The 19958-nt window shown below is 38.1% G+C and carries 19 protein-coding genes and 1 other RNA gene; 13 read left to right on the forward strand and 7 right to left on the reverse strand.

Annotation, left to right across the window (positions count from 1 at the left end; translation table 11 throughout):
- The 3 genes from eno (at position 1) to PI85_RS13775 (ending at position 2557) form a co-directional block, all read left to right on the forward strand.
- Positions 1 to 1293: a phosphopyruvate hydratase gene (gene eno, locus PI85_RS13765; protein ID WP_036120189.1), complete on the forward strand. Its 1293-nt coding sequence runs from the start codon at positions 1 to 3 to the stop codon at positions 1291 to 1293.
- A gap of 147 nt (positions 1294 to 1440) precedes the next feature.
- Positions 1441 to 2052 (forward strand): GNAT family N-acetyltransferase, encoded by a 612-nt coding sequence (locus PI85_RS13770; protein ID WP_036120186.1) that lies wholly within the window; start codon positions 1441 to 1443, stop codon positions 2050 to 2052.
- Entirely contained in the window at positions 2039 to 2557 is a 519-nt protein-coding gene (locus tag PI85_RS13775) for a GNAT family N-acetyltransferase (RefSeq protein ID WP_036120182.1), read from the forward strand. The genes PI85_RS13770 and PI85_RS13775 overlap by 14 nt, the downstream gene beginning before the upstream one ends.
- Before the next feature lie 63 nt (positions 2558 to 2620).
- Here PI85_RS13775 and dltD read toward each other — a convergent pair whose 3' ends face one another.
- The 7 genes from dltD to PI85_RS13810 all read right to left on the reverse strand — a co-directional run bounded on the left by dltD (position 2621) and on the right by PI85_RS13810 (position 10235).
- Positions 2621 to 3796: a D-alanyl-lipoteichoic acid biosynthesis protein DltD gene (gene dltD, locus PI85_RS13780; protein WP_036120179.1), complete on the reverse strand. Its 1176-nt coding sequence runs from the start codon at positions 3794 to 3796 to the stop codon at positions 2621 to 2623.
- Positions 3793 to 4026: a D-alanine--poly(phosphoribitol) ligase subunit 2 gene (dltC, locus tag PI85_RS13785; RefSeq protein WP_012292252.1), complete on the reverse strand. Its 234-nt coding sequence runs from the start codon at positions 4024 to 4026 to the stop codon at positions 3793 to 3795. The genes dltD and dltC overlap by 4 nt, the downstream gene beginning before the upstream one ends.
- 48 nt (positions 4027 to 4074) lie before the next feature.
- Positions 4075 to 5238, reverse strand: a complete 1164-nt coding sequence (gene dltB / locus PI85_RS13790; RefSeq protein WP_036120173.1) for a D-alanyl-lipoteichoic acid biosynthesis protein DltB — start codon at positions 5236 to 5238, stop codon at positions 4075 to 4077.
- Entirely contained in the window at positions 5235 to 6710 is a 1476-nt protein-coding gene (gene dltA, locus PI85_RS13795) for a D-alanine--poly(phosphoribitol) ligase subunit DltA (RefSeq protein ID WP_036120170.1), read from the reverse strand. Before dltA ends, dltB begins: the two co-directional genes overlap by 4 nt.
- 17 nt (positions 6711 to 6727) lie before the next feature.
- The gene (locus PI85_RS13800) at positions 6728 to 6865 is read right to left on the reverse strand and encodes a teichoic acid D-Ala incorporation-associated protein DltX (RefSeq protein ID WP_025116578.1); all 138 of its coding nucleotides are present in this window, start codon (positions 6863 to 6865) and stop codon (positions 6728 to 6730) included.
- A 280-nt stretch (positions 6866 to 7145) separates the two neighbouring features.
- Entirely contained in the window at positions 7146 to 8792 is a 1647-nt protein-coding gene (locus PI85_RS13805) for an alkaline phosphatase (RefSeq protein ID WP_036120167.1), read from the reverse strand.
- A gap of 183 nt (positions 8793 to 8975) precedes the next feature.
- Complete coding sequence (locus PI85_RS13810) at positions 8976 to 10235, reverse strand: DUF5050 domain-containing protein (RefSeq protein WP_036120164.1); 1260 nt, start codon at positions 10233 to 10235, stop codon at positions 8976 to 8978.
- A gap of 208 nt (positions 10236 to 10443) precedes the next feature.
- Between PI85_RS13810 and secG the strand changes: the two genes are divergently transcribed.
- The 10 genes from secG (at position 10444) to PI85_RS24445 (ending at position 19898) form a co-directional block, all read left to right on the forward strand.
- Entirely contained in the window at positions 10444 to 10671 is a 228-nt protein-coding gene (gene secG, locus PI85_RS13815) for a preprotein translocase subunit SecG (protein ID WP_008173196.1), read from the forward strand.
- A gap of 189 nt (positions 10672 to 10860) precedes the next feature.
- Positions 10861 to 11607 (forward strand): carboxylesterase, encoded by a 747-nt coding sequence (locus tag PI85_RS13820; protein ID WP_036120159.1) that lies wholly within the window; start codon positions 10861 to 10863, stop codon positions 11605 to 11607.
- A gap of 39 nt (positions 11608 to 11646) precedes the next feature.
- Positions 11647 to 14118: a ribonuclease R gene (gene rnr, locus PI85_RS13825; RefSeq protein WP_036120157.1), complete on the forward strand. Its 2472-nt coding sequence runs from the start codon at positions 11647 to 11649 to the stop codon at positions 14116 to 14118.
- 70 nt (positions 14119 to 14188) lie between these two features.
- Complete coding sequence (gene smpB / locus PI85_RS13830; RefSeq protein WP_025116583.1) at positions 14189 to 14656, forward strand: SsrA-binding protein SmpB; 468 nt, start codon at positions 14189 to 14191, stop codon at positions 14654 to 14656.
- A gap of 281 nt (positions 14657 to 14937) precedes the next feature.
- Positions 14938 to 15293, forward strand: a transfer-messenger RNA (tmRNA) gene (gene ssrA / locus PI85_RS23925).
- A 179-nt stretch (positions 15294 to 15472) separates the two neighbouring features.
- Entirely contained in the window at positions 15473 to 16438 is a 966-nt protein-coding gene (locus tag PI85_RS13835) for a site-specific integrase (RefSeq protein ID WP_235318483.1), read from the forward strand.
- A gap of 711 nt (positions 16439 to 17149) precedes the next feature.
- On the forward strand, positions 17150 to 17416 hold the full coding sequence (locus PI85_RS13840) for a hypothetical protein (protein WP_152607453.1): 267 nt from the start codon (positions 17150 to 17152) through the stop codon (positions 17414 to 17416).
- 86 nt (positions 17417 to 17502) lie between these two features.
- A complete protein-coding gene (locus PI85_RS13845) occupies positions 17503 to 17886 on the forward strand; it encodes a hypothetical protein (RefSeq protein ID WP_036120151.1) in 384 nt (127 codons plus the stop codon).
- Positions 17887 to 18186: 300 nt separating this feature from the next.
- Positions 18187 to 19461 (forward strand): hypothetical protein, encoded by a 1275-nt coding sequence (locus tag PI85_RS13850; protein ID WP_036120148.1) that lies wholly within the window; start codon positions 18187 to 18189, stop codon positions 19459 to 19461.
- Positions 19462 to 19739: 278 nt separating this feature from the next.
- Complete coding sequence (locus tag PI85_RS24445) at positions 19740 to 19898, forward strand: hypothetical protein (protein ID WP_158499481.1); 159 nt, start codon at positions 19740 to 19742, stop codon at positions 19896 to 19898.
- The last annotated feature ends 60 nt before the right edge of the window (positions 19899 to 19958 follow it).

The raw sequence follows: 19958 nt of genomic DNA on the forward strand, positions 1-19958 counted from the left end.
ATGCCATTTATTACACAAATTTATGCTCGCGAAGTTTTAGATTCACGTGGGAACCCAACAGTAGAGGTTGAAGTATTTACAGAGTCAGGCGCTTTCGGACGCTCAATCGTACCATCAGGTGCATCAACAGGTGAATACGAAGCTGTAGAATTACGCGATGGTGACAACTCTCGTTACCTAGGCAAAGGTGTATTAAAAGCAGTTGAAAATGTTAACACAATTATTGCGCAAGAATTAGAAGGTAACTATTCTGTTCTTGACCAAGTTGTCATTGACAAAGCTTTAATAGAGCTCGATGGCACAGAAAATAAAGGCAAGCTAGGTGCTAACGCAATTCTAGGTGTATCCATGGCAGTTGCACATGCTGCGGCAGATTATTTAGATGTACCTCTTTATCAATATCTTGGTGGGTTTAATTCTAAACAATTACCAGTACCAATGATGAACATTTTAAATGGTGGAGCACACGCAGATAACAACGTAGACATTCAAGAGTTTATGGTTATGCCTGTCGGTGCAGAATCTTTCCGTCATGCACTACGTATGGGTGCTGAAATTTTCCACCACTTAAAGGCCGTATTAAAAGCTAAAGGCTATAATACAGCAGTAGGTGACGAGGGTGGTTTCGCACCAAACCTTGGCTCTAACGAAGAAGCCATTACAGTCATTTTAGAAGCGATTGAAAAAGCAGGCTACAAACCAGGTGAAGAAGTGAAGCTTGCAATGGATGTAGCTTCATCAGAGCTTTTCAATAAAGAAGATGGTAAATACCACTTAGATGGTGAAGGTGTTGTTAAAACTTCAGAAGAGATGGTTGATTGGTACGAAGAATTAACAAACAAATACCCAATCATTTCAATTGAAGACGGCTTAGATGAAAATGACTGGGCTGGACACAAGCTATTAACTGAACGTATTGGTAGTCGTGTTCAATTAGTAGGTGATGATTTATTTGTAACAAATACAAAAAAATTATCTGCAGGTATTGAGCAAGGAGTAGGAAATTCAATCCTTATCAAAGTAAACCAAATCGGTACATTAACAGAAACATTTGAAGCGATCGAAATGGCGAAACGTGCAGGCTACACAGCAGTTATCTCTCACCGCTCTGGTGAATCAGAGGATGCAACAATTGCTGATATCGCCGTAGCAACAAATGCAGGCCAAATTAAAACCGGTGCGCCATCACGTACAGACCGCGTAGCTAAATACAACCAACTTCTTCGTATTGAAGATCAACTTGGTTCAACAGCTGAGTACCTTGGTTTAAAATCATTCTACAACTTAAAATAAGCGACTAATACGTATATCGTCCCAAAAGTTAAACATACTTTTGGGGCGATTTTTTATAAACGTTGTCATGTAAAATGAACAAAGCATCCATTGTTTAAAATGATTATAATAATATATAAGGAAAAAAGTTACGAAAGGGAAAATACTATGGAGAAAAATATGGAAGTATTTGCTGGAACAGATCGTCTTCTATTAAGAAAATTTCAGACGGATGATATTGAAAGTTTTTATACATATCGGGCTGATCCTGAAATTGCTAAATATCAATCGTGGCAGAATTATCAATATCACGAAGCAAAAACGTTCGTGCATCACCAAATAAACCATGTTCCTCATCAGCCAGGAACATGGTACCAATTCGCCATTGCTTTGAAGGAAACGAATGAGCTTATTGGAGATTGCGCACTTCACACGCCTTTAAGTGAACCACGCATTGTAGAAATTGGATTTACCCTTTCTCCAGAACATCAAGGGAAGGGATATGCAAAGGAAGCGGTTTGCGCGTTAATAAATTATCTTTTCCATTCATTCAAGAAACATAAAGTCATTGCCTTTACGGATGTGAGAAATAACAATTCTATTGCCGTACTTGAACGTGTAGGGATGAGACGCGAAGGTCATTTCTTACAAAACTATATGTCCAAGGGACAATGGGTGGATGAATATCAATATTCTATTTTAGCGTCTGAATGGGAGAGCAGTAAATTTGACTGTAAGCTTCAGACGAAAGGAGAGCAGCGTGACAATGAACATTCTTGAAACAGAACGACTAATATTGCGCTTACAAACAACGGATGATGCGCCATTTATTCTTGAGCTAGTGAATGATCCCTCGTGGATACAATTTATCGGTGACCGCGGTGTGAAGACCGTAGAGGAGGCGGCTCGTTATATAGAAAATGGTGCAATACGGATGTATGAGCAATTCGGATTTTGCCTATATGTAGTGGAAAAAACGGAAGATCAAACCCCGATAGGAATATGTGGTTTCGTCAAAAGAGATAATTTAGAGGATGTAGATATTGGTTTCGCGTTTCTCCCTGATTATTGGGGAAAGGGATACGCCTATGAAGCAGCATCAGCCGTTTTAGCCTATGGTCTAGATACACTAGAATTTAATCGAATTGTGGCTATTACTACCCAAGATAATCATGCGTCAGCTAAGTTACTCGAAAGAATAGGCTTGCAGTTTGAAAAGGCCATCCAATTTTCCAATGATTCCGAGGAACTTAGACTGTTCTCATTAGATGATGAAAGTTCATGAACATAAAAAAGGTCAGTCTGAAGTGTTAGCTCACTACAGACTGATTCTCCATTTGCTATTACATTACTGCTGTGCCCAGTATTTATCCATACTCTGGTCTAAATAAACCCAGCCCTTCCAGCCAATATGAATCGTATCCATTATAAAATAAGGGTCGTACTCATGGTCTGTAAAATCAACATAGTCGACATTGGCATGCTTTAATAGTTGTGCCATCTTCTCATAATATTGTTGACGTCGTTCTTTAGGATAGCCATTATAATCATACCAATAGCCGTTAACGGGAATAGAGACGAATAATGGCTTAGCACCAGCATCCTTTAACACATCCATAACTAACTGAAAATCCTTGTACTCAGGAGATTTCGTATAATCTTCATGCTTTCGCATATTCTTAAACTTTGAAAAATTAGCGTTAACCAGTCGCTTGTAAGCTCTATTTTCAATCATATATTCATTGGAGACACGTTTCTCCCCATAGGCTTCAGCATGCTGTATTTGCTGTTCAAAGCTTTGGTCCGCAACGAGCTTATCATTATTTTTTAATGAATGCCCCTTGCGAGGGAATAGCGAATAGTAGAGATCCTTTTTTTCTAGTAATTCCTTGTGAAAGCGGCCCGCTACCATAGCCATACGTCCTGTAACAGGATGTTTTTTGCCATTAGACATTTGATATTGATACATCGTTTTTAAGAGACGATCTCGCTCAACGGTATCAAATTCTAACAGGCGCTCCATAGCCTGTTTACGGAGATTAGCATCCATGTCACGATTAAACGCTAAGTCATAGGCATGTAACATAGAATAATTCGGTGAAAAATGGAATTCACCCATGCCTTTTTCCGTAAACCATTGAGGTGAAATAATAAAAACTAATTTTTTGCCTTCTAAATTTTTCTCTTGCGCAGCAAAATTTAAGAAATGCGTAATGGACTGCATCCCACCACGACCAATCATAAATGTCGTATACGGGGCATCTGTTGCTCTTGCATAATTATAAGGGTGAAACGGGTCAAATCGATTTAATTCAGAGGAACCATATAAAGGCATGGAAGTAGGTTCCTGTAACATTCGTTCCTGTAAATACGTGCCTTGAAAGACGAGTGGAGACATATTTGTTTTGGCCTGCTCCACATCATCTTCTGATATCCATGCTTTGATCCAAGAATTTGGAAAGAAGACAAAGCCGGAGAACAGGGCTAAGGCAATAAATAGTGATAGAAAGCCTTTTTTTATCATTGTCTTTCAGCTAATTTCCCTGCAATACGATTCGGCGTGTTCCATTCTTCACGATTAAAATCAGTAATAGGTACTGAAATATTAAAACGATTCTCAATTTCTACCAATAAATTAATGGTACCAAAAGAATCGAGAAGACCTTCCTCGAACAGATCGATATCTGGGTTTTCTACAATAATTTCATCTTCACATAACTCCACTAGCATTTCTAAAACTTGTTGTTTATCCATTAATAATTCTCCTTTATTGAACAGGCTTTATTTGTAGAAAGCCTTTAGTTAAAATAATTTCCCTGAAAAGATATAGAAGCCAAAACATACGGCATTGAACGTGATAAATACACCAATGGCATGTGTCCATTTATTTTTTGGCCAAAGCTTATGCTTTTTATTCCAGCGTTCGAATTTATCGAAGCTAATAATTAATAAGGCATGATAGAGACCGTAAACGACAAAATGCCATTCGAGGCCATGCCAAATGCCCATTAAAAAGAATAGTAAAAAGAACCCAATATATGAAATGGCGAATTTATTTTTCAGCCATTTTTTCTTCGTCATCCAAAGAACAAAGCGCATATACACATAATCTCTGAACCAGAAGGAAAGACTCATATGCCAACGATTCCAAAAGTCTTTAATATTGCGACTGGCAAATGGGCGGTTAAAGTTAATAGGTGTTTGAATGCCCATTATTCGGCTTACACCTACTGCGAATGCACTATAGCCTGCAAAATCAAAAAATAAGTAGAAGCTATACATATACATATACGCTAATTGTCCTTGGAAAGGTGTCAAATAGTTATACGTATGATTTGGCAAATAAATAAGTGTGTAGTTGTAGATTAAATAAGCCAATATAAATTTATATAAAAAGCCCACAAAGATATAGTTAATGCCACTTAGTAACAGCTTTTGATAGTCTTCCGAAGAGGGAACCGAATGAAAATCCTTCGTAAAACGGCGCCAACGATCGATAGGCCCCGATGATACTGTAGGAAAGAACAGTAAAAAATAGGCCAGTTCGACGATAGAGACTTTTTCCTTCATTAAGCCGTCGCGTGTTTCTAAAATCATTTGCACAGCTTTAAACGTAATGTAGGATACACCAAGGAAGCCGAATAAATGATGCAGACCAAGGATAGGCAAAATCTTCACTAGCACAAGCGGTAAAATCGACAGGAGCACAGCCATGACAAAAACAGGCACATTATTTTGCTGCAGTCGATAGCGTTGATAAGCCGTAATAAGCACTATTTGAAAGACCGTAAACAATATTAACGAAATTGATCCGTTCAAAGAGTGTCCAAAGATAAGGGCTAAAACAATCAACGAAACCAATAAATTATAATGCTTCGCAGACTTGCCACGTAAACCTAATAAAATGGTAGGTAGCAATAATAGTCCAATGATGAGAAAGAATGCTATATTTCCATAAGGCGTCATACTGTTTCCATAACCGCCAATCCTTTACGATCGACTTTACCATTTAAATTTAGCGGTAAAGCATCCATATATTTAAACGTTCTAGGTATCATATAGGCTGGTAAATACTCCGATAATAGGGTCTTCAACTGCTTTGTCATTTTAAAAGCAGAGTCCGCTAAAGGCTCACGCAAAACGATATGAGCAGTGAGAGAAACAATTTCATTATCTTTATGGACAGGAACAACTACACAGCTTGAAACAGGTGGCAGGTTACTAATTTGTTTCTCAATCTCCTCGATCTCTAAGCGATAACCATGTAATTTTACTTGGAAATCCTTGCGACCTAAAAAGAACAAATACCCATCTTGCTCATAGCCCATATCTCCAGTTTGATAGATGCGATGACCAGTTACAGTTGGAAAGGCTTTAGCTGTTAACTCGGGTGCTCCTAAATAACCTGCACTGACAGTTGGCCCCGAAATAACAATTTCTCCATCATCTAATAAAGAAACGTTTGGCTCAGAAATAGGAGCAATCGGTAATTGCTCAAATTGTTCTATTAATGCTTCAGTTACCTTTACATAGGATACAGCGACAGTTGTTTCCGTAGGTCCGTATAAATTATAAATAGTGGCCTGTGGAAAACGTTGCATGAGCTCTTTAATGACAGGTATTGGTAAAACCTCACCGCAGAATAAAAAAGTATCTAATGCTGGCATGAGCCTTTGCTCCCATTCCTTGTTCATTAAGCACATCTTGGCAAAGGAAGGGGTAGACGTCCAAACACGAGTGTTGGACAACGCTAATGAGTCAAATAATGCTCGCGGGTTGGCGATTTCTTGTTGTGTAATTGCGTAAAGCGTATGCCCTCCTACAAGAGCTGGATAGAGATCCATGACGGATAAGTCAAAAGAATAGGGAGCTTGATTTAAAAATACTCCTGATTCCTGTATGGGAAAATTCTCCTGCATCCAAGTAACGAAATGAGCTAAATTATTGGCAGTTATTTGGACGCCCTTTGGCTGCCCAGTTGAGCCAGAAGTGTAAATGATATAATGAATGTCCTCCTGCTGCACCCAGCTTGTTGATGCTGGACTGTCTTGGAGGGAGGATGAGTCTAACACTTCACTCACTGCTACTACAGGTATGTTTGTTAGCATCTGTAATGGTTCTGTCGTGAATACTAGACAAGCTTTCGATGCCTCTAAAATTAACTGTAATCTTTCAGACGGTGTTGACGAGTCAACGGGTACATATGGGTGTCCCGCCTTTACTGCACCCAAAAAGGCAGCAATTTGTAAAGGGGACATATGTCCATAAACGACAATGGGCTGCTGTCTCTGCAAATGATGTGCCATGATATAATCGGCTATACAATCCGAATAATGCCAAAGCTCACCATATGTTAAGGAGGCATTGTGGATTTGATAAGCAGTTTTTTGTGGCTGTTGGATGGCCACACGTTCAATAGCTGCTAAAATACTTAACATCAGTAAAACTCCTTTATTTAAAATTCCGTATATATAAATGGTCCAGCGTTCATATCATGAAAGCCATGTATAAGAAACAACAGCACCAAAACGATCAAATAAAATAACGTGAATCCGATAAAGCGTAGATACTCATTATTTTTGATGGATTCCATTTGTCCACCTCCAATGAAAAAAAGTATAGGATTAAACTTTCAAAAAATACTAATTTACTAGTTAAAAATCCTTACCTTATGTTTTTAACACTGATTTGACGGAATGTGGAGAAAAATGTTGCTGGATTAAGGTGAATTCATTAAATCATAAGATTAATTTAAGGTAAATTTAAGGTTCTGGGGGAATGTACAAGAGTTACAAATTGTTGGATGGCTATTTTTATGTAAAAAGGGCACGAACATAAGGGAATAATCTCAACTTATGTTCGTGCCCTTATTTTTATTTCACGGCCTCTATAACTTTTTTAGAAACATAAAATTCAGAGCCATTGTAAACATTAATGGTATTGAATGTGTGGGTTTTTGTTGTATTTTTTGCAGCTTGTTCATAAATCATTGTGTTTTTATTAACAGGAATTTTCACCGTCACATCCGCCTTTTGAGCAACGAAAGTTGGGTTTTCTTTATCGGATAGATCTATTTTTGTTGTAAAGCCCTTCTCTGTAAAAGCCTTTGTCGCTGGTACATACAAATCATCTGTTAAAGACTTTAGGTCGGAGCCCATAAATTGCGCCATTGAATGAGCTAAATCCGTGTTTTCAACGAGTCCAGTTAATTTAGAAGGACCAAATGAATAAAGAAAGACATCTTCACCTGTATGACCACCCGTCGTATAACCAATGTTCGCGCGGCTTGCAAGCATTTTTACCATTTCGCTACCGACATCTTTCGCTGATTTTAATGTAGAAAGCTCGTCCTTCGTTAATGGATCTAATCCATACAGAGCAGCTACCTCCACAATATTGGAACGGTCCTCTTTTAGTTGGCTTAAAGCCCCTTCAACGGTCATGGAAGCTTTTTTTAATGGATTAATATAAGCTGAAACAGGGATGCTCGAATAGGTACTAGTAGTATTGGCGTTCCCCATCGTAATTCCGCTATTTCCATGGTCTGTAACTGCGATGACTAATGTATTCCCATCTTCCTTCGCGAAATCGACGGCTTCTTTTACGGCATCATCAAACGACAAAATATCGCTTATTATACCGATGGTGTCATTGGCATGTGCAGCCCAGTCTACCTTACTACCTTCAACAAAAAGGAAGAAGCCATCCTTATCCTTTTTAAGCGTGTTAATTGCTTTATTCGTCATTTCAGCAAGTGTAGGCTCAGATTTCCTAGTTTTGGCACGATCTAAATCATACGCCAAGGCACTTGGTGCAAAGCTTCCCCAAATTTTTGAAGATGGACTATTGAATAACTCATCACGAGTATGCACTAAATCATATTGATTATCCTTTAATACCTTAATTAAATCCTCGCCGTCCTTGCGGGCATTTTTAGACGTACCTGGTGTAAGCGATTCTAAACCTCCACCTAAGACAACGTCAATATTTTGATAAACCTGTTGTTCAGCAATATCCCCATATTGACTCCTATTGTTCGCATGTGCTGAGAAACCGGCAGGCGTCGCATGTTGAATTTCTGAGGTAGAAATCAAGCCAGTCGCTTTCCCCTGCTGTTTAGCACCTTCTAATACATTGGCTACGGGTCTAAAGGCATCCTTCTTATCTATTTGCGCTAATCCAGGTGAATTAATCTCCGATGGGAGCACCCCTATATATTTATCATTCGATTTATGTCCCGTCGCTAATGCAGTAGCGGCAGGGGCAGAGTCAGTAATGGCTGATTCAGCAGAGTAAGTGCGCATCGCACCCGATAAAATTTCATCCATTGCTAAGCTTTCACCTTTATACCAACGGGAAAGTGTTACAGCATTATTACTGCTTCCATCCATCACCAGCATGATGACATTTGTCGGTTTTTTTACTTTAGCTGCTTGTACATCTTGCTGTGGAATACTAACTGCGGATAAAGTCACTGCACTTGCTAAAAATAATGAAGCCCATTTTTTTGCGTTTTTCATGATTTTCCTCCTTTAGATGAATGATCAACTGTAAGTGTAAAGGAAGGGTGTAAAGCTACCGTTAAAAACTTGTTAATAAAATATGGTAATACTGTAAATGTGAAGTGAAAGCGGTGTGGTTGGCCAACTGAAGCAGAGGGGGATAGAATCTGTGTGAAATCTGCACACAGATTCTATGTAGGGTTACAAATTTTGTTGATGCTTGGTGCCGTCAAGCGTTTCGTAATACAAGATACCATCTTGGATGTTCAAGTTCAGTACCTCGTCTTCGAATAATACCTCCTCGGAACCGTCCTGGACATTTATTTTTGTTAAATAGCCAGCATTATCATAGTCACTACAATAAATAGATTGTTGGTCAGTCACTAAATAATAGCAGGCAGTTGCAGAAATTTGTTTATTTTCATTTGTCGTTAAGTCATAGGAATAAACGGTACTATCGCTCATGCTGTTATAATAAATCACATTATCTACTGTATTGGCATACCACATATCATGCATAAAATCATAAGCATTACTAGTTGCGGCAAAATAGTTTTCATTGGCCCATAAATGATCTTGACTTAGTTTTTCATCATTGACCAAAAAGTATTCGTAGGAAATTGTAAAAGGCTCGGTAGGTGCAACGTCATTCCAAGTTGTATCAAGATGATACCAATTATCATTAACCTGAACTAGATTCCAGGCATGTAACTGATCTTCACTATAGCCATAGACGTACTTCGCATCGAGATCAGATGCTACTAATAGACGGTAAGTAAGTAAAGCATAAGCCTGACATACAGCAGTTTCTTCATTAATTAATTCGAAAACGGATTGACCTTCAGTAGAGCCCTGTTCCGTATAAGTGGCTAGCTGTACAACATAATCATTAATGACTTTCGCACGATCAAAGTCTGTCATTTCTTTGGTAATATATTGATTCGCGAACGCCTCCACATATTGGTCTACCTTTTTTTCCTTTTTCGCATCAGTTAAATATTGTATGGACAATTCTACTGAATAACCATTATCGTTTTCCCAAGCGCTCCATTCATAATATAAAAAATAACCAGCTGTATAAGGGTCAACAAAGGTAATCAGGTTATTTAAATCATTAAGCTGTACTTCAAAATCCTCAAAATCCAGCTTCCCTGTATAAGAAACCTCAAAATGCTCTTCAAATTGAGCAACCTGCTTCTCCACTTTTTTCGCAAATTGTAGTAAAGCCGGATCATCCTTAAATAAAGTGGTTGAAAATAAATCGGTAGGTGAAAATGAGGCGGATAATGCTTTGCTTTCTGGTTTTTTTATATCAGTATTTGTTTCATTTGCTTCTTCTGTTAAAGTTGTTGTCATTGTGACATCCTCTTCATCTTGTAGTAGGATATCGATTGCCTTTGAGCATGCTGTAAAAAAGGGAATGGTGCAGCATAATAAAAGCAGTGCTATTTTTTTGTTCAATACATAAATCCTCCAATAAAATATCATTTTTTCCATTATAATCTAAAATTAGAGGAGGTGTTATCCACAAATAGTCGTATAATCCGACAAATAGATGTACGTGAAGAGGAAAAATTCCTACTAAACAGAAAGCTAAGTTTGTCATGGCAACCTTTTTTTGTTATAATGTAGTCTGTTGTGATGTTTCAAAGTTCGGGAGGTGCAGTGAATGCATACAGTAGTATTAGTTTCATTAGTTATCGTATCATTAGCGTTGATCGTGGTGGTATTACTTCAATCTAGTAAAAGTGCAGGCTTATCAGGTGCCATCTCGGGTGGAGCTGAGCAACTATTTGGAAAGCAAAAAGCGCGTGGTATGGATTTAATCCTTCACCGTGCAACAATTGTGTTAGCTATACTATTCTTTATTTTAGCAATCGCTATTACAAAAATCTAATAGTTGAAGATCTATCGCCTAACCACATTGGTTGGGCGTTTTCTTTTATCATAACCAAATGGAAAATTTTCTCGATGGAGTAAAAATTGAAATGTAATGTTATAGCCAAATGTTATGCTCGAGGCATCATCGAGAGCGCTATAATGGGTATAGTATATATGAGCGTTTTAGGATGAAGGAGTGCTGACCATGAATAAATCATTATCACAGCCATTTTTCTTTCAAGCAGGACCACGTGCCGTTTTATTACTACATGGCTTTACAGGTAGCTCGGCAGACGTCCGCATGCTTGGTAGATTTTTAGAGAAAAAAGGGTATACTACTTTAGCACCTCACTATAAAGGTCACGGTGTGGAACCTGAGGAACTTATCACAACAGGTCCAGCAGACTGGTGGCAAGATGTTGTGGCCGCCTATAAACAGTTACAGGATGCGGGCTATGAAGAAATAGCTGTTGCCGGCCTTTCATTAGGCGGTGTCATGGCATTAAACGTTGCCTTAAACAACCCTGTTAAAGGAATTGTTACGATGTGTGCACCTATGACTATGCGTACGACAGACGTCATGTTTGAGGGTGTTTTGAAATATGCTAAAGACTATAAAAAGTTCCAAGGTAAACAGGAGGAACAAATCGAAACAGAAGTAGCACTCATTGCTGAAAAAGGCATGCCGTCTCTCCAAGAGCTACGTGAATTTATTACGCGTACCCGTCAAGAAATTGACATGATTTATGCCCCTATTTTTGTCGTTCAGGCTACAAATGATGAGGTAATAGAGACAGAATCTGCCAACATTATATATAATCAAACTGAGTCACTAGATAAGCATATGAAGTGGTATGAAAACTCGAAACATGTTATTACGTTAGATCAAGAAAAAGATCAATTACATGAAGATATTTATCGCTTTTTAGAAAGCCTAAATTGGGCACAATAAAATTATAAATAGGATTTTCTCATGAAGGAGGGAATATGTATGAAAGACCAAAAAGATACACTACAAAGTCGGTTACTCGTTTTTTTCGGCCAAGAAGATTACAAACCATTAACTGTCGGTGAAATCGAGGATGAATTCGGCTTTGAGGATGCAGAAGAATTTAAGGAGCTTGTCAAAACATTAGTCCGTATGGAAGGACAGGGCTTAGTTGTTCGTTCTCGCTCCAATCGTTATGGCCTACCAGAACGTATGAATTTATTAAGAGGTAAATTTATCGGTCACGCGAAGGGCTTCGGCTTTGTAGCACCTGATGTTGAGGGCATGGATGATGTGTTCATTCCACCGCATGAAATTAATGGCGCTATAAATGGAGATATCGTTCTTATTCGTGTGTTAAAAGAATCATTTGGTGACCGCCGTGAAGGGACTGTAACTAAGGTCGTTGAACGTGGTCAAACAAGCTTTGTCGGTACATTCCAAGCTAATCGTGGCTTTGGCTTTGTGGTCCTAGACGATAAAAAGCTGCCAATGGATATCTTTATTGCAAAAGGGGATACATTAGGCGCTGTTGATGGACATAAGGTTGTAGTCGAAGTAGCTACATGGCCTGAGGATTTAAAATCTGCTACAGGCTATATTACAAAAATTTTAGGGCATAAAAATGATCCAGGCGTGGATATTTTATCGATTTTATATAAGCACGATATTCCACCTGAATTCCCAGACGAAGTCATCGCTGCTGCACAACGTGTGCCAGATGATATTACAGAGGCTGATTTAGTAGGTCGTCGTGATTTACGTCATGAAACGATTGTAACCATCGATGGTGCTGACGCAAAGGACTTGGATGACGCAGTAACTGTCATAAAAAATGTAGATGGTACTTACAAGCTTGGCGTACATATTGCAGACGTTAGTTATTATGTAACGCAAGGCTCTGTCATCGATCTTGAAGCCTATGACCGTGCAACAAGTGTTTATTTAACAGACCGTGTTATCCCAATGATTCCGCATCGACTTTCAAACGGCATTTGTTCATTAAATCCACAGGTTGACCGTTTAACACTATCCTGTGAAATGATTATTGATGCAAGTGGGAATGTTATTGCACATGAAATATTCCAAAGTGTGATTAAAACAACAGAACGTATGACGTACAAGGATGTCTACAAAATTTTAGAGGAGCAAGATGAAGCGTTAATCAAACGCTATGAGCCACTTGTCCCGATGTTTAAAAATATGGCAGAGCTATCTGGCATTTTACGTCGTAAACGTGAATCTCGAGGTGCCATTGACTTTGACTTTAAAGAATCTAAAGTCATCGTGAATGAGGAAGGTTGGCCAGTTGATATTGAGCTACGTGAACGTACAGTAGCGGAGAAGCTAATTGAAGATTTCATGCTAGCTGCCAATGAAACGGTAGCGGAGCACTTCCATTGGATGAATGTACCGTTCATATACCGAATTCACGAAGATCCAAAGCCAGAAAAGCTTCAACGCTTCTTTGAATTTGTTACGAACTTCGGGATTTTAATTAAAGGTACAGGCAATACCGTGCATCCTAAAGCATTACAGGATGTTCTGAAAGCCATTGAAGGTATGCCAGAGGAGCCTGTGATTTCAACGATGCTGCTACGCTCGATGCAACAGGCAAAATATTACCCAGAAAGCCTAGGTCACTTTGGCCTATCAACTGATTTCTATACACACTTCACATCACCAATTCGCCGTTATCCGGACTTAATCGTACACCGTTTAATCCGTACGTATTTAATTAATAAGGATACTTCTCGAGAAACGGTTGCACAGTGGGGAATGGCAATGGATGAAATTGCTGACCACACATCCGAACGTGAACGCCGTGCGGTTGATGCAGAACGTGATACAGATGCTTTGAAAAAGGCACAATATATGTCTGATAAAATTGGCGAAGAATTCGAAGGAATCGTGTCATCCATTACCAACTTTGGTATTTTCGTGGAGTTGCCAAACACGATTGAAGGACTTGTCCATATTAGCAATATGACAGATGATTACTACCGTTTCGATGATCGTCAAATGATCATGATCGGTGAACGTACAAATCGTCAATTCCGTATTGGTGATGAAGTAACAGTCCGTGTTGCCAATGTCATTATTGAGGAGTCATCCATTGACTTTGAAATCGTTGGAATGGTAACTTCATATGGACGAACACGCAAAGCCGCGCCAACTGTTATTCACGCACGTAAAAATTATAACGACAATAAAGGTGAACGTAGTCGCAGAAGCACACGTAGCGATGACGAAAAAGGCGGGCGTGGTGGCAGCCGTAGAAGCAGTCGCCAAGAAGATGAAAGCGGAAGTCGTGGTACTAAACGCGGTGAACGCCGTGAAGGTGACCGTGATCCACGTGGACGTCGCAAAGATGACTCAAGCAGCCCAGGTCCTAAAAAACGTGTGAAACAAAAGCAAAAATTCTATGAAGGCATTGCAAAGAAAAACAAAAAGAAAAAATCAAAACGTAAATAAGCATGCGCGAAAGTGTCCTCAGAAAGGATACTTTCGCTCAAGCTCAACCTTTAAGTAGAGGGTGAATCATATGGCAAAAGGTTCAGGAAAAGTATTAGCACAAAACAAAAAAGCTGGACATGATTACTTTATTGAAGAGACAATCGAAGCAGGCATGGTCCTAACCGGTACAGAAATCAAATCCATTCGTGCAGGAAAGGCCCAACTAAAAGACTCCTACGTCCGCATTACCAATGGCGAAGCATGGATTAGCAATATGCATGTCAGCCCCTTCGATCAAGGGAACCGTTTCAATCACGACCCACTACGCGCCCGCAAATTGCTTCTCCATAAAAAGCAAATCGGCGAGCTAGTCGGTGCCGTCAAACGTGACGGCTACACAATCGTCCCATTGAAAATGTACATCAAGGACGGCTATGCCAAGCTCTTAATCGGCGTCGGCAAAGGGAAAAAAGACTACGATAAACGCAACGACATGCGTAAAAAAGAAGCCAAACGCGAAATGGAACGCACCTTCAAATCCAAAAATCAATATTAATAGATTGGGAGAAAGCTCACTACATGGTTGGTGGGCTTTTTGCTTTTGGTTGGAGTGTGCGGCGCGTGGCGGATAGAATCTCGGAAGTGACGGATAGCATTTCTACCCAAGCCAATTTTTCCTATTATAGCGGGACACTTGAACTATCGCAGATTTTGTTTTATAATATGTATTACTGATTGCCAGATTTCATGGAAGCGTACTTTTAAGCTCCCACCGTACTAGAAGCAATTCTAGCTCTTTGTTTGAACGAGGCCTAACCGCTTTGATTCATCTATCAAGGGGACGTTACGGATTCGACAGGGATGGTTCAAGCTTTAGTCGCGCGTCGGAGGGCTCGGCTCCGTCATCAACGACAGTTATATAATAACTGGCAAACAACAAAACTTAGCTTTCGCAGCGTAAGCTCGTAAGCGCTCTGCCTCTCTATCGCCCATGTAGAGAACGTGGGGCCCAACTTTAGTGGGATACGGTCGATGGTGCCACCTGAGTCATCGGCAAGAGATTTCCAGGTTAGCGTGCAGGACGCCTGTTTGTCGGCATAATGTTACGCGAATCGCAAATAGGCAAACTACACGCGTAGAAGCTGAAGTATTGGAGTCTTTGGACGCGGGTTCGACTCCCGCCGTCTCCATACAAGATATTTAGCAGTAGAAATGCTGTTATATCAACGTTTATAAGAGTTAGGGTAACTTGATGAAGGTGTTAAACTTTCAAAAAGACTCCCTAACTTTTTTCGTTTTTAAGGGTACATTTAATTGAATACTTGCGTTTATAAACCTTCTAATTCACAAGATGAATAGGGGGTTTTTTTCTTTGGATAAAAGCAGAAAGCATGGTGTGTTTTCGATGGGAAATGCACGACACGTTAATCCTAAAGCTAGTAATAATCATTGGATACCGATGGATTACGCATTAGAAATTGTGTTTAAGCAAATGAATATTGCTGGCAATAGACCACGTACCATTGGTAGCTATGATTATATTTTTCGGGGGTTTTGTGAAGCAAACAAAATTCACTATGTAGAAGAAATTACGATTGATACGATTTATAGCTACTTAGATGGTCTAGATGTATCACAGCAAACAAAGAAAATACGTTTAAAGACCATTAAAGCAGTTTTAGGGAAGTTCTATTTTAATGATTGGTTGAAAGATAAGTTCTGGCTGAAGATTCAAATTAAGGTTGATACAGAGGTAAAAGCAGCAGCTAAAGAAGGCGATATTCTCAAACTGGTTCACTTCATAGATAAATCGACCTTTATCGGATTTAGAGACGTTACTGCTATTTTGCTGATGTACAGAACTGGAATCCGTATCCATACACTTTGCGAATTGAAGGAAAGGCATATTGACTTTGAACACCAGTGCCTAAATTTAGATGGTTCAACATTAAAAAATCACAAGTTTTTAAAGCTGCCATTAGATGATGAATTAACTGAAATGCTGCAACTGCTGATTAAGCAAAATAAAAAGATACGTCAGCATTACAAGATTAACAATCAAAGTGTGTTTATCACACAGAATGGATTGTCTATGAGTACATCAAAATCATCAAACTGTGCAATTTCTAAACAGCTTAATAAGTATTCAAAACGTTTTGGCTTAGAAAATATTAACCCACATGCGATTAGAAGGGGCTTTGCGAAAAATCTATTGGATAAGGGGGCTAGTGTGCCTTTAATCAGTAAGGCATTAGGTCATTCTGATTTAGCGGTAACAACGCAGTATTTAGATCTTAACGTGGAAGAAGTAGCACGTAGCTTAAAGGATTATTTATAGACAAATAAAAAAGAGAGTGCTGGAAACACCCTCTTGAAGAAATGCACTATATGTTTGGCGACATAGTAGTGCGACCCATAAAAATCGACTCACCATCGATAACTGAATATGAGTTACATTGCCTTCATTTTACTTCAAAAAAAGCTAAAGTGCAAAGGTCTGGTTTCCTATTGCCTTTTTTAGGAAAAACTCTTTCGAGGTTGCCCACTAACTCGAATCAAAACAAAACTGGAAAGGTTATGACTTAGCCGCCGCATTAAATAAGTCTAGGACGCTATTAAACGAGTTCCTTGTTTCTCGTAGTGTCTGAATGGTGTTAGTGACCATTAACAGCTAGGAGTGGAAGGTCTGAATGATTACGGTCATGCAGAATACACGATACATTGTAATTGTTGCCGAGTTCCTCATAACAGTAGGATAGGCTATTTACGATACATACAAGAGGTGTGTAGACGGATTACAAGACGTTTCGGGGGCAGAAGTAGAAACTACGTGTATTGATTCGAGAGAATTACATTTAAACAAGGGCATAAACTGGATACCTCAAATGACGGATTCATGAAGTGTGTGCGAGTGTCTGTCTATGTCATTGATTCTATTATTGTTTCAGTGATATAGGCAGTCAATTCAGCAACACCTGTTGTCCTCAACTCAGGCTTCATGGTGAGAGGTGAATCAAGGTTTGTCAATATAATCGTAAGGGAGATAAAAATGATGTCTGATGAAACTAGAATTATTCGTTATTTATTGGGGGAGGTAGTGCGAGAATATCAAGGTAAGTTAAAACTTGAAATTGCATTAAGTGTATTTGGTGTAGAACCTAAACTGTCCGATAATCCAAAAAGGATTTTAAAGTATGTACTAGATGGTGGTGGAGAATTTAGATTACCAGAAATCAATGAATCGGTTGAAGAGTATTTAAATGCAGCATGGTGTCAAATCGAACAGATTTATACTATTCCTGATAAAGATAGTTAAGCTTTGTTTGTCCTCAGATTGAAGTAAAAGGGGAAACTATTACTAAAGATGCTAATTAGGGTCTTCAACTATAGAGGTGAATTAAATTGGAAAACGAATTGAAAATAATTTTGGAAATGCTACAAGAAATGAAAACTGAAATGAACCAACGCTTTGACAAAATGGAACAGCGTCTTGATAAAGTAGAAGAACGCCTTGAATCAGTCGAAAACAAACATAATGGCATTGGTCAACAATTTGAAGAAACTGAAAAAGCTATACAGTCACAAGCAAGAACACAACGAGAATTTGAAAATGCAGTTCAAAGAACACAAGATTTCTTTAAGATCACTTTAATGGACATGAAGCAAGAAATGCTTTCATTAAAGATGGAACAAGTATCACACAAAGAACTGCATGAATCTGTAAGGTATCTTACACATAAATTACAGGAAGTGGATATGGAACTTCACGTTATGCGAAAAAAGTAGTAAGAGAGTAGTAAGAAACCAGCTAAAGAAGAAGCAAAAGTTGTTGGCATTGGTGAAACAATTAAACTTGGTGACGTTGAATTTACAGTGAATGAAATCACTACTACAAAGAATGTTGTTGGGGAAATTGGAAGCAATACACAGGGTAATGAAACCATTCTTTCTAAAGAAAAAAGAAAATAATTTATTTTAAAGTCGTTCGGATAGTCTGACGGCTTTTTTTATTTTTTATGTCCTATATTGATTCCAATTTGCAAGTGTATTTATGCAAGGGTATTTATTAAAACAAATGGAGGATATATGGTGACGAATTTATTTATTAAAAGGAAAGAAGTATCAATAACGGTTGTCGATTCGATTATGGGAAGTGGTAAAACAAGCTGGGCTATTCAATATATGAAGAATGCCCTGGTTTATCAGAAGTTTATGTATATTACACCATTTAAAACTGAGGTAGAAAGAGTAATAGCATCTGTTAACCGTGGTTTTAAACAACCTGATGAAGATAGAGAAGGTGACACGAAACTAGAGGATGTTAAACGTCTTATTGCTGCTGGTGAAAATATTGTATCTACTCATTCACTATTTAAAAATATAGACCGTGAATTTATTGATCTGTTGGAGATGGAAAATTACACGTTAATTCTTGATGAAGTTATGGATGTAATTGAACAAGTAGATATTGCAACAGATGATTTAAAAATGCTAGTAGAAAACAAGGTGATTGGATTAGGTGAAAATGGTTTGGTTGATTGGCAGCAAACCGATTATAAAAAAGGTTTTTTTGAAAAAGTAAGAAATTTGGCTAATTCGGGAAAACTAATGATGTATGAAGATAAAAATAAGGAACCAGTAGCGTTGTATCGGTTATTTCCTGTTGAAACATTTAATTGTTTTGAAAGAGTATTTATACTGACTTATATGTTTGATGGTCAGATTCAACGTGCTTATTTTGACTTGTATGGTCAAAAATATGTGTATAAAACTGTCGTAAAGGAAGGAAAACATTATAAATTAGCATCATACGTTTCCTTCGAAAATGAAGATAGAACGCATTTAAAAAGAATGATAAACATTTATTACCTTTCACCTAATGACAGAAAAGATATGAACAAGATGGGGAATAGGCACAATTATTTTAGTGTATCTGATTTAAAACAAAAAACTGCAAGCAAGGATGTAAGGAAAGTAATTAAAGATAATGCATATAACTTCTATCGTAACAAATGTACTGTACCTACAGATGAAGTAATGTGGACTACCTTTAAAGATTATAAGGATAAATTAACCCCAAGGGGATTAAAAGAACAATTTGTAAGTGTAAATGCTAGGGCTACAAATGAATTTCAACACAAAAGTACATGTATTTATTTAGCTAACATTTATATGAATCCTTTGACAAAACATTTTTTTAATAAACAAGGTGTTGAAGTTAATATGAATTTATTTGCTTTATCAGAACTATTACAATGGATCTTTCGTAGCCGTATTCGTAAAGGTGAACCGATAAACATTTATATACCATCTATCCGAATGAGAACTCTATTGGAACAGTATCTTAATAATGAAATTTAAAACTATCTTTACTCTCGAAGGGTGGTAAACAAACGCGGTAACCCTTGATGTATAAGGGTTTCTAGCGTGTTTCTTTAAAAAGAAAGTATTAGAAAAGTATATAAGTAATTTGCTAAATAACTTGCGGTAGAAAAATCTACCCCAGTTATTCAGGAAGAACACTAGCGTGTCCTTCGCATATTAGATAAAAAATAACTAATATTATTAGCTTTAAAACTGTGTGGGCGTGAAACGTCCACATACGTAGCGAAGCGAAGTACAGAGAAAGGAGTAATTGAATGAAATACAATAGTGGTATTATTGATAGTATGATTAGATTAGCGATGAGAAATCAATCTGTTATCGAAGGGAAACGAGTAACTAAAGATGATGAAATAACAATAGCGTTGCATGATTTGATGGCGAAACAAGAAAAGAGAATCAATAGATACGGTTAAAGTAGTTTTTTTGTCCTAATAAGTGTCTTCATGTTAAAGTTTATTTACAATATAATCGAG

The organism is Lysinibacillus sp. A1 (assembly GCF_000801965.1).
GTDB lineage: Bacteria > Bacillota > Bacilli > Bacillales_A > Planococcaceae > Lysinibacillus > Lysinibacillus fusiformis.

What these genes read in the sequence shown, in the direction of transcription:
- eno (WP_036120189.1), top strand. Translation starts at nt 1, where the DNA reads ATGCCATTTATTACACAAATTTATGCTCGCGAAGTTTTAGATTCACGT.
- PI85_RS13770 (WP_036120186.1), top strand. Translation starts at nt 1,441, where the DNA reads ATGGAGAAAAATATGGAAGTATTTGCTGGAACAGATCGTCTTCTATTA.
- PI85_RS13775 (WP_036120182.1), top strand. Translation starts at nt 2,039, where the DNA reads ATGAACATTCTTGAAACAGAACGACTAATATTGCGCTTACAAACAACG.
- dltD (WP_036120179.1), bottom strand. Translation starts at nt 3,796, where the DNA reads ATGATAAAAAAAGGCTTTCTATCACTATTTATTGCCTTAGCCCTGTTC.
- dltC (WP_012292252.1), bottom strand. Translation starts at nt 4,026, where the DNA reads ATGGATAAACAACAAGTTTTAGAAATGCTAGTGGAGTTATGTGAAGAT.
- dltB (WP_036120173.1), bottom strand. Translation starts at nt 5,238, where the DNA reads ATGACGCCTTATGGAAATATAGCATTCTTTCTCATCATTGGACTATTA.
- dltA (WP_036120170.1), bottom strand. Translation starts at nt 6,710, where the DNA reads ATGTTAAGTATTTTAGCAGCTATTGAACGTGTGGCCATCCAACAGCCA.
- PI85_RS13800 (WP_025116578.1), bottom strand. Translation starts at nt 6,865, where the DNA reads ATGGAATCCATCAAAAATAATGAGTATCTACGCTTTATCGGATTCACG.
- PI85_RS13805 (WP_036120167.1), bottom strand. Translation starts at nt 8,792, where the DNA reads ATGAAAAACGCAAAAAAATGGGCTTCATTATTTTTAGCAAGTGCAGTG.
- secG (WP_008173196.1), top strand. Translation starts at nt 10,444, where the DNA reads ATGCATACAGTAGTATTAGTTTCATTAGTTATCGTATCATTAGCGTTG.
- PI85_RS13820 (WP_036120159.1), top strand. Translation starts at nt 10,861, where the DNA reads ATGAATAAATCATTATCACAGCCATTTTTCTTTCAAGCAGGACCACGT.
- rnr (WP_036120157.1), top strand. Translation starts at nt 11,647, where the DNA reads ATGAAAGACCAAAAAGATACACTACAAAGTCGGTTACTCGTTTTTTTC.
- smpB (WP_025116583.1), top strand. Translation starts at nt 14,189, where the DNA reads ATGGCAAAAGGTTCAGGAAAAGTATTAGCACAAAACAAAAAAGCTGGA.
- PI85_RS13840 (WP_152607453.1), top strand. Translation starts at nt 17,150, where the DNA reads ATGATGTCTGATGAAACTAGAATTATTCGTTATTTATTGGGGGAGGTA.
- PI85_RS13850 (WP_036120148.1), top strand. Translation starts at nt 18,187, where the DNA reads ATGGTGACGAATTTATTTATTAAAAGGAAAGAAGTATCAATAACGGTT.
- PI85_RS24445 (WP_158499481.1), top strand. Translation starts at nt 19,740, where the DNA reads ATGAAATACAATAGTGGTATTATTGATAGTATGATTAGATTAGCGATG.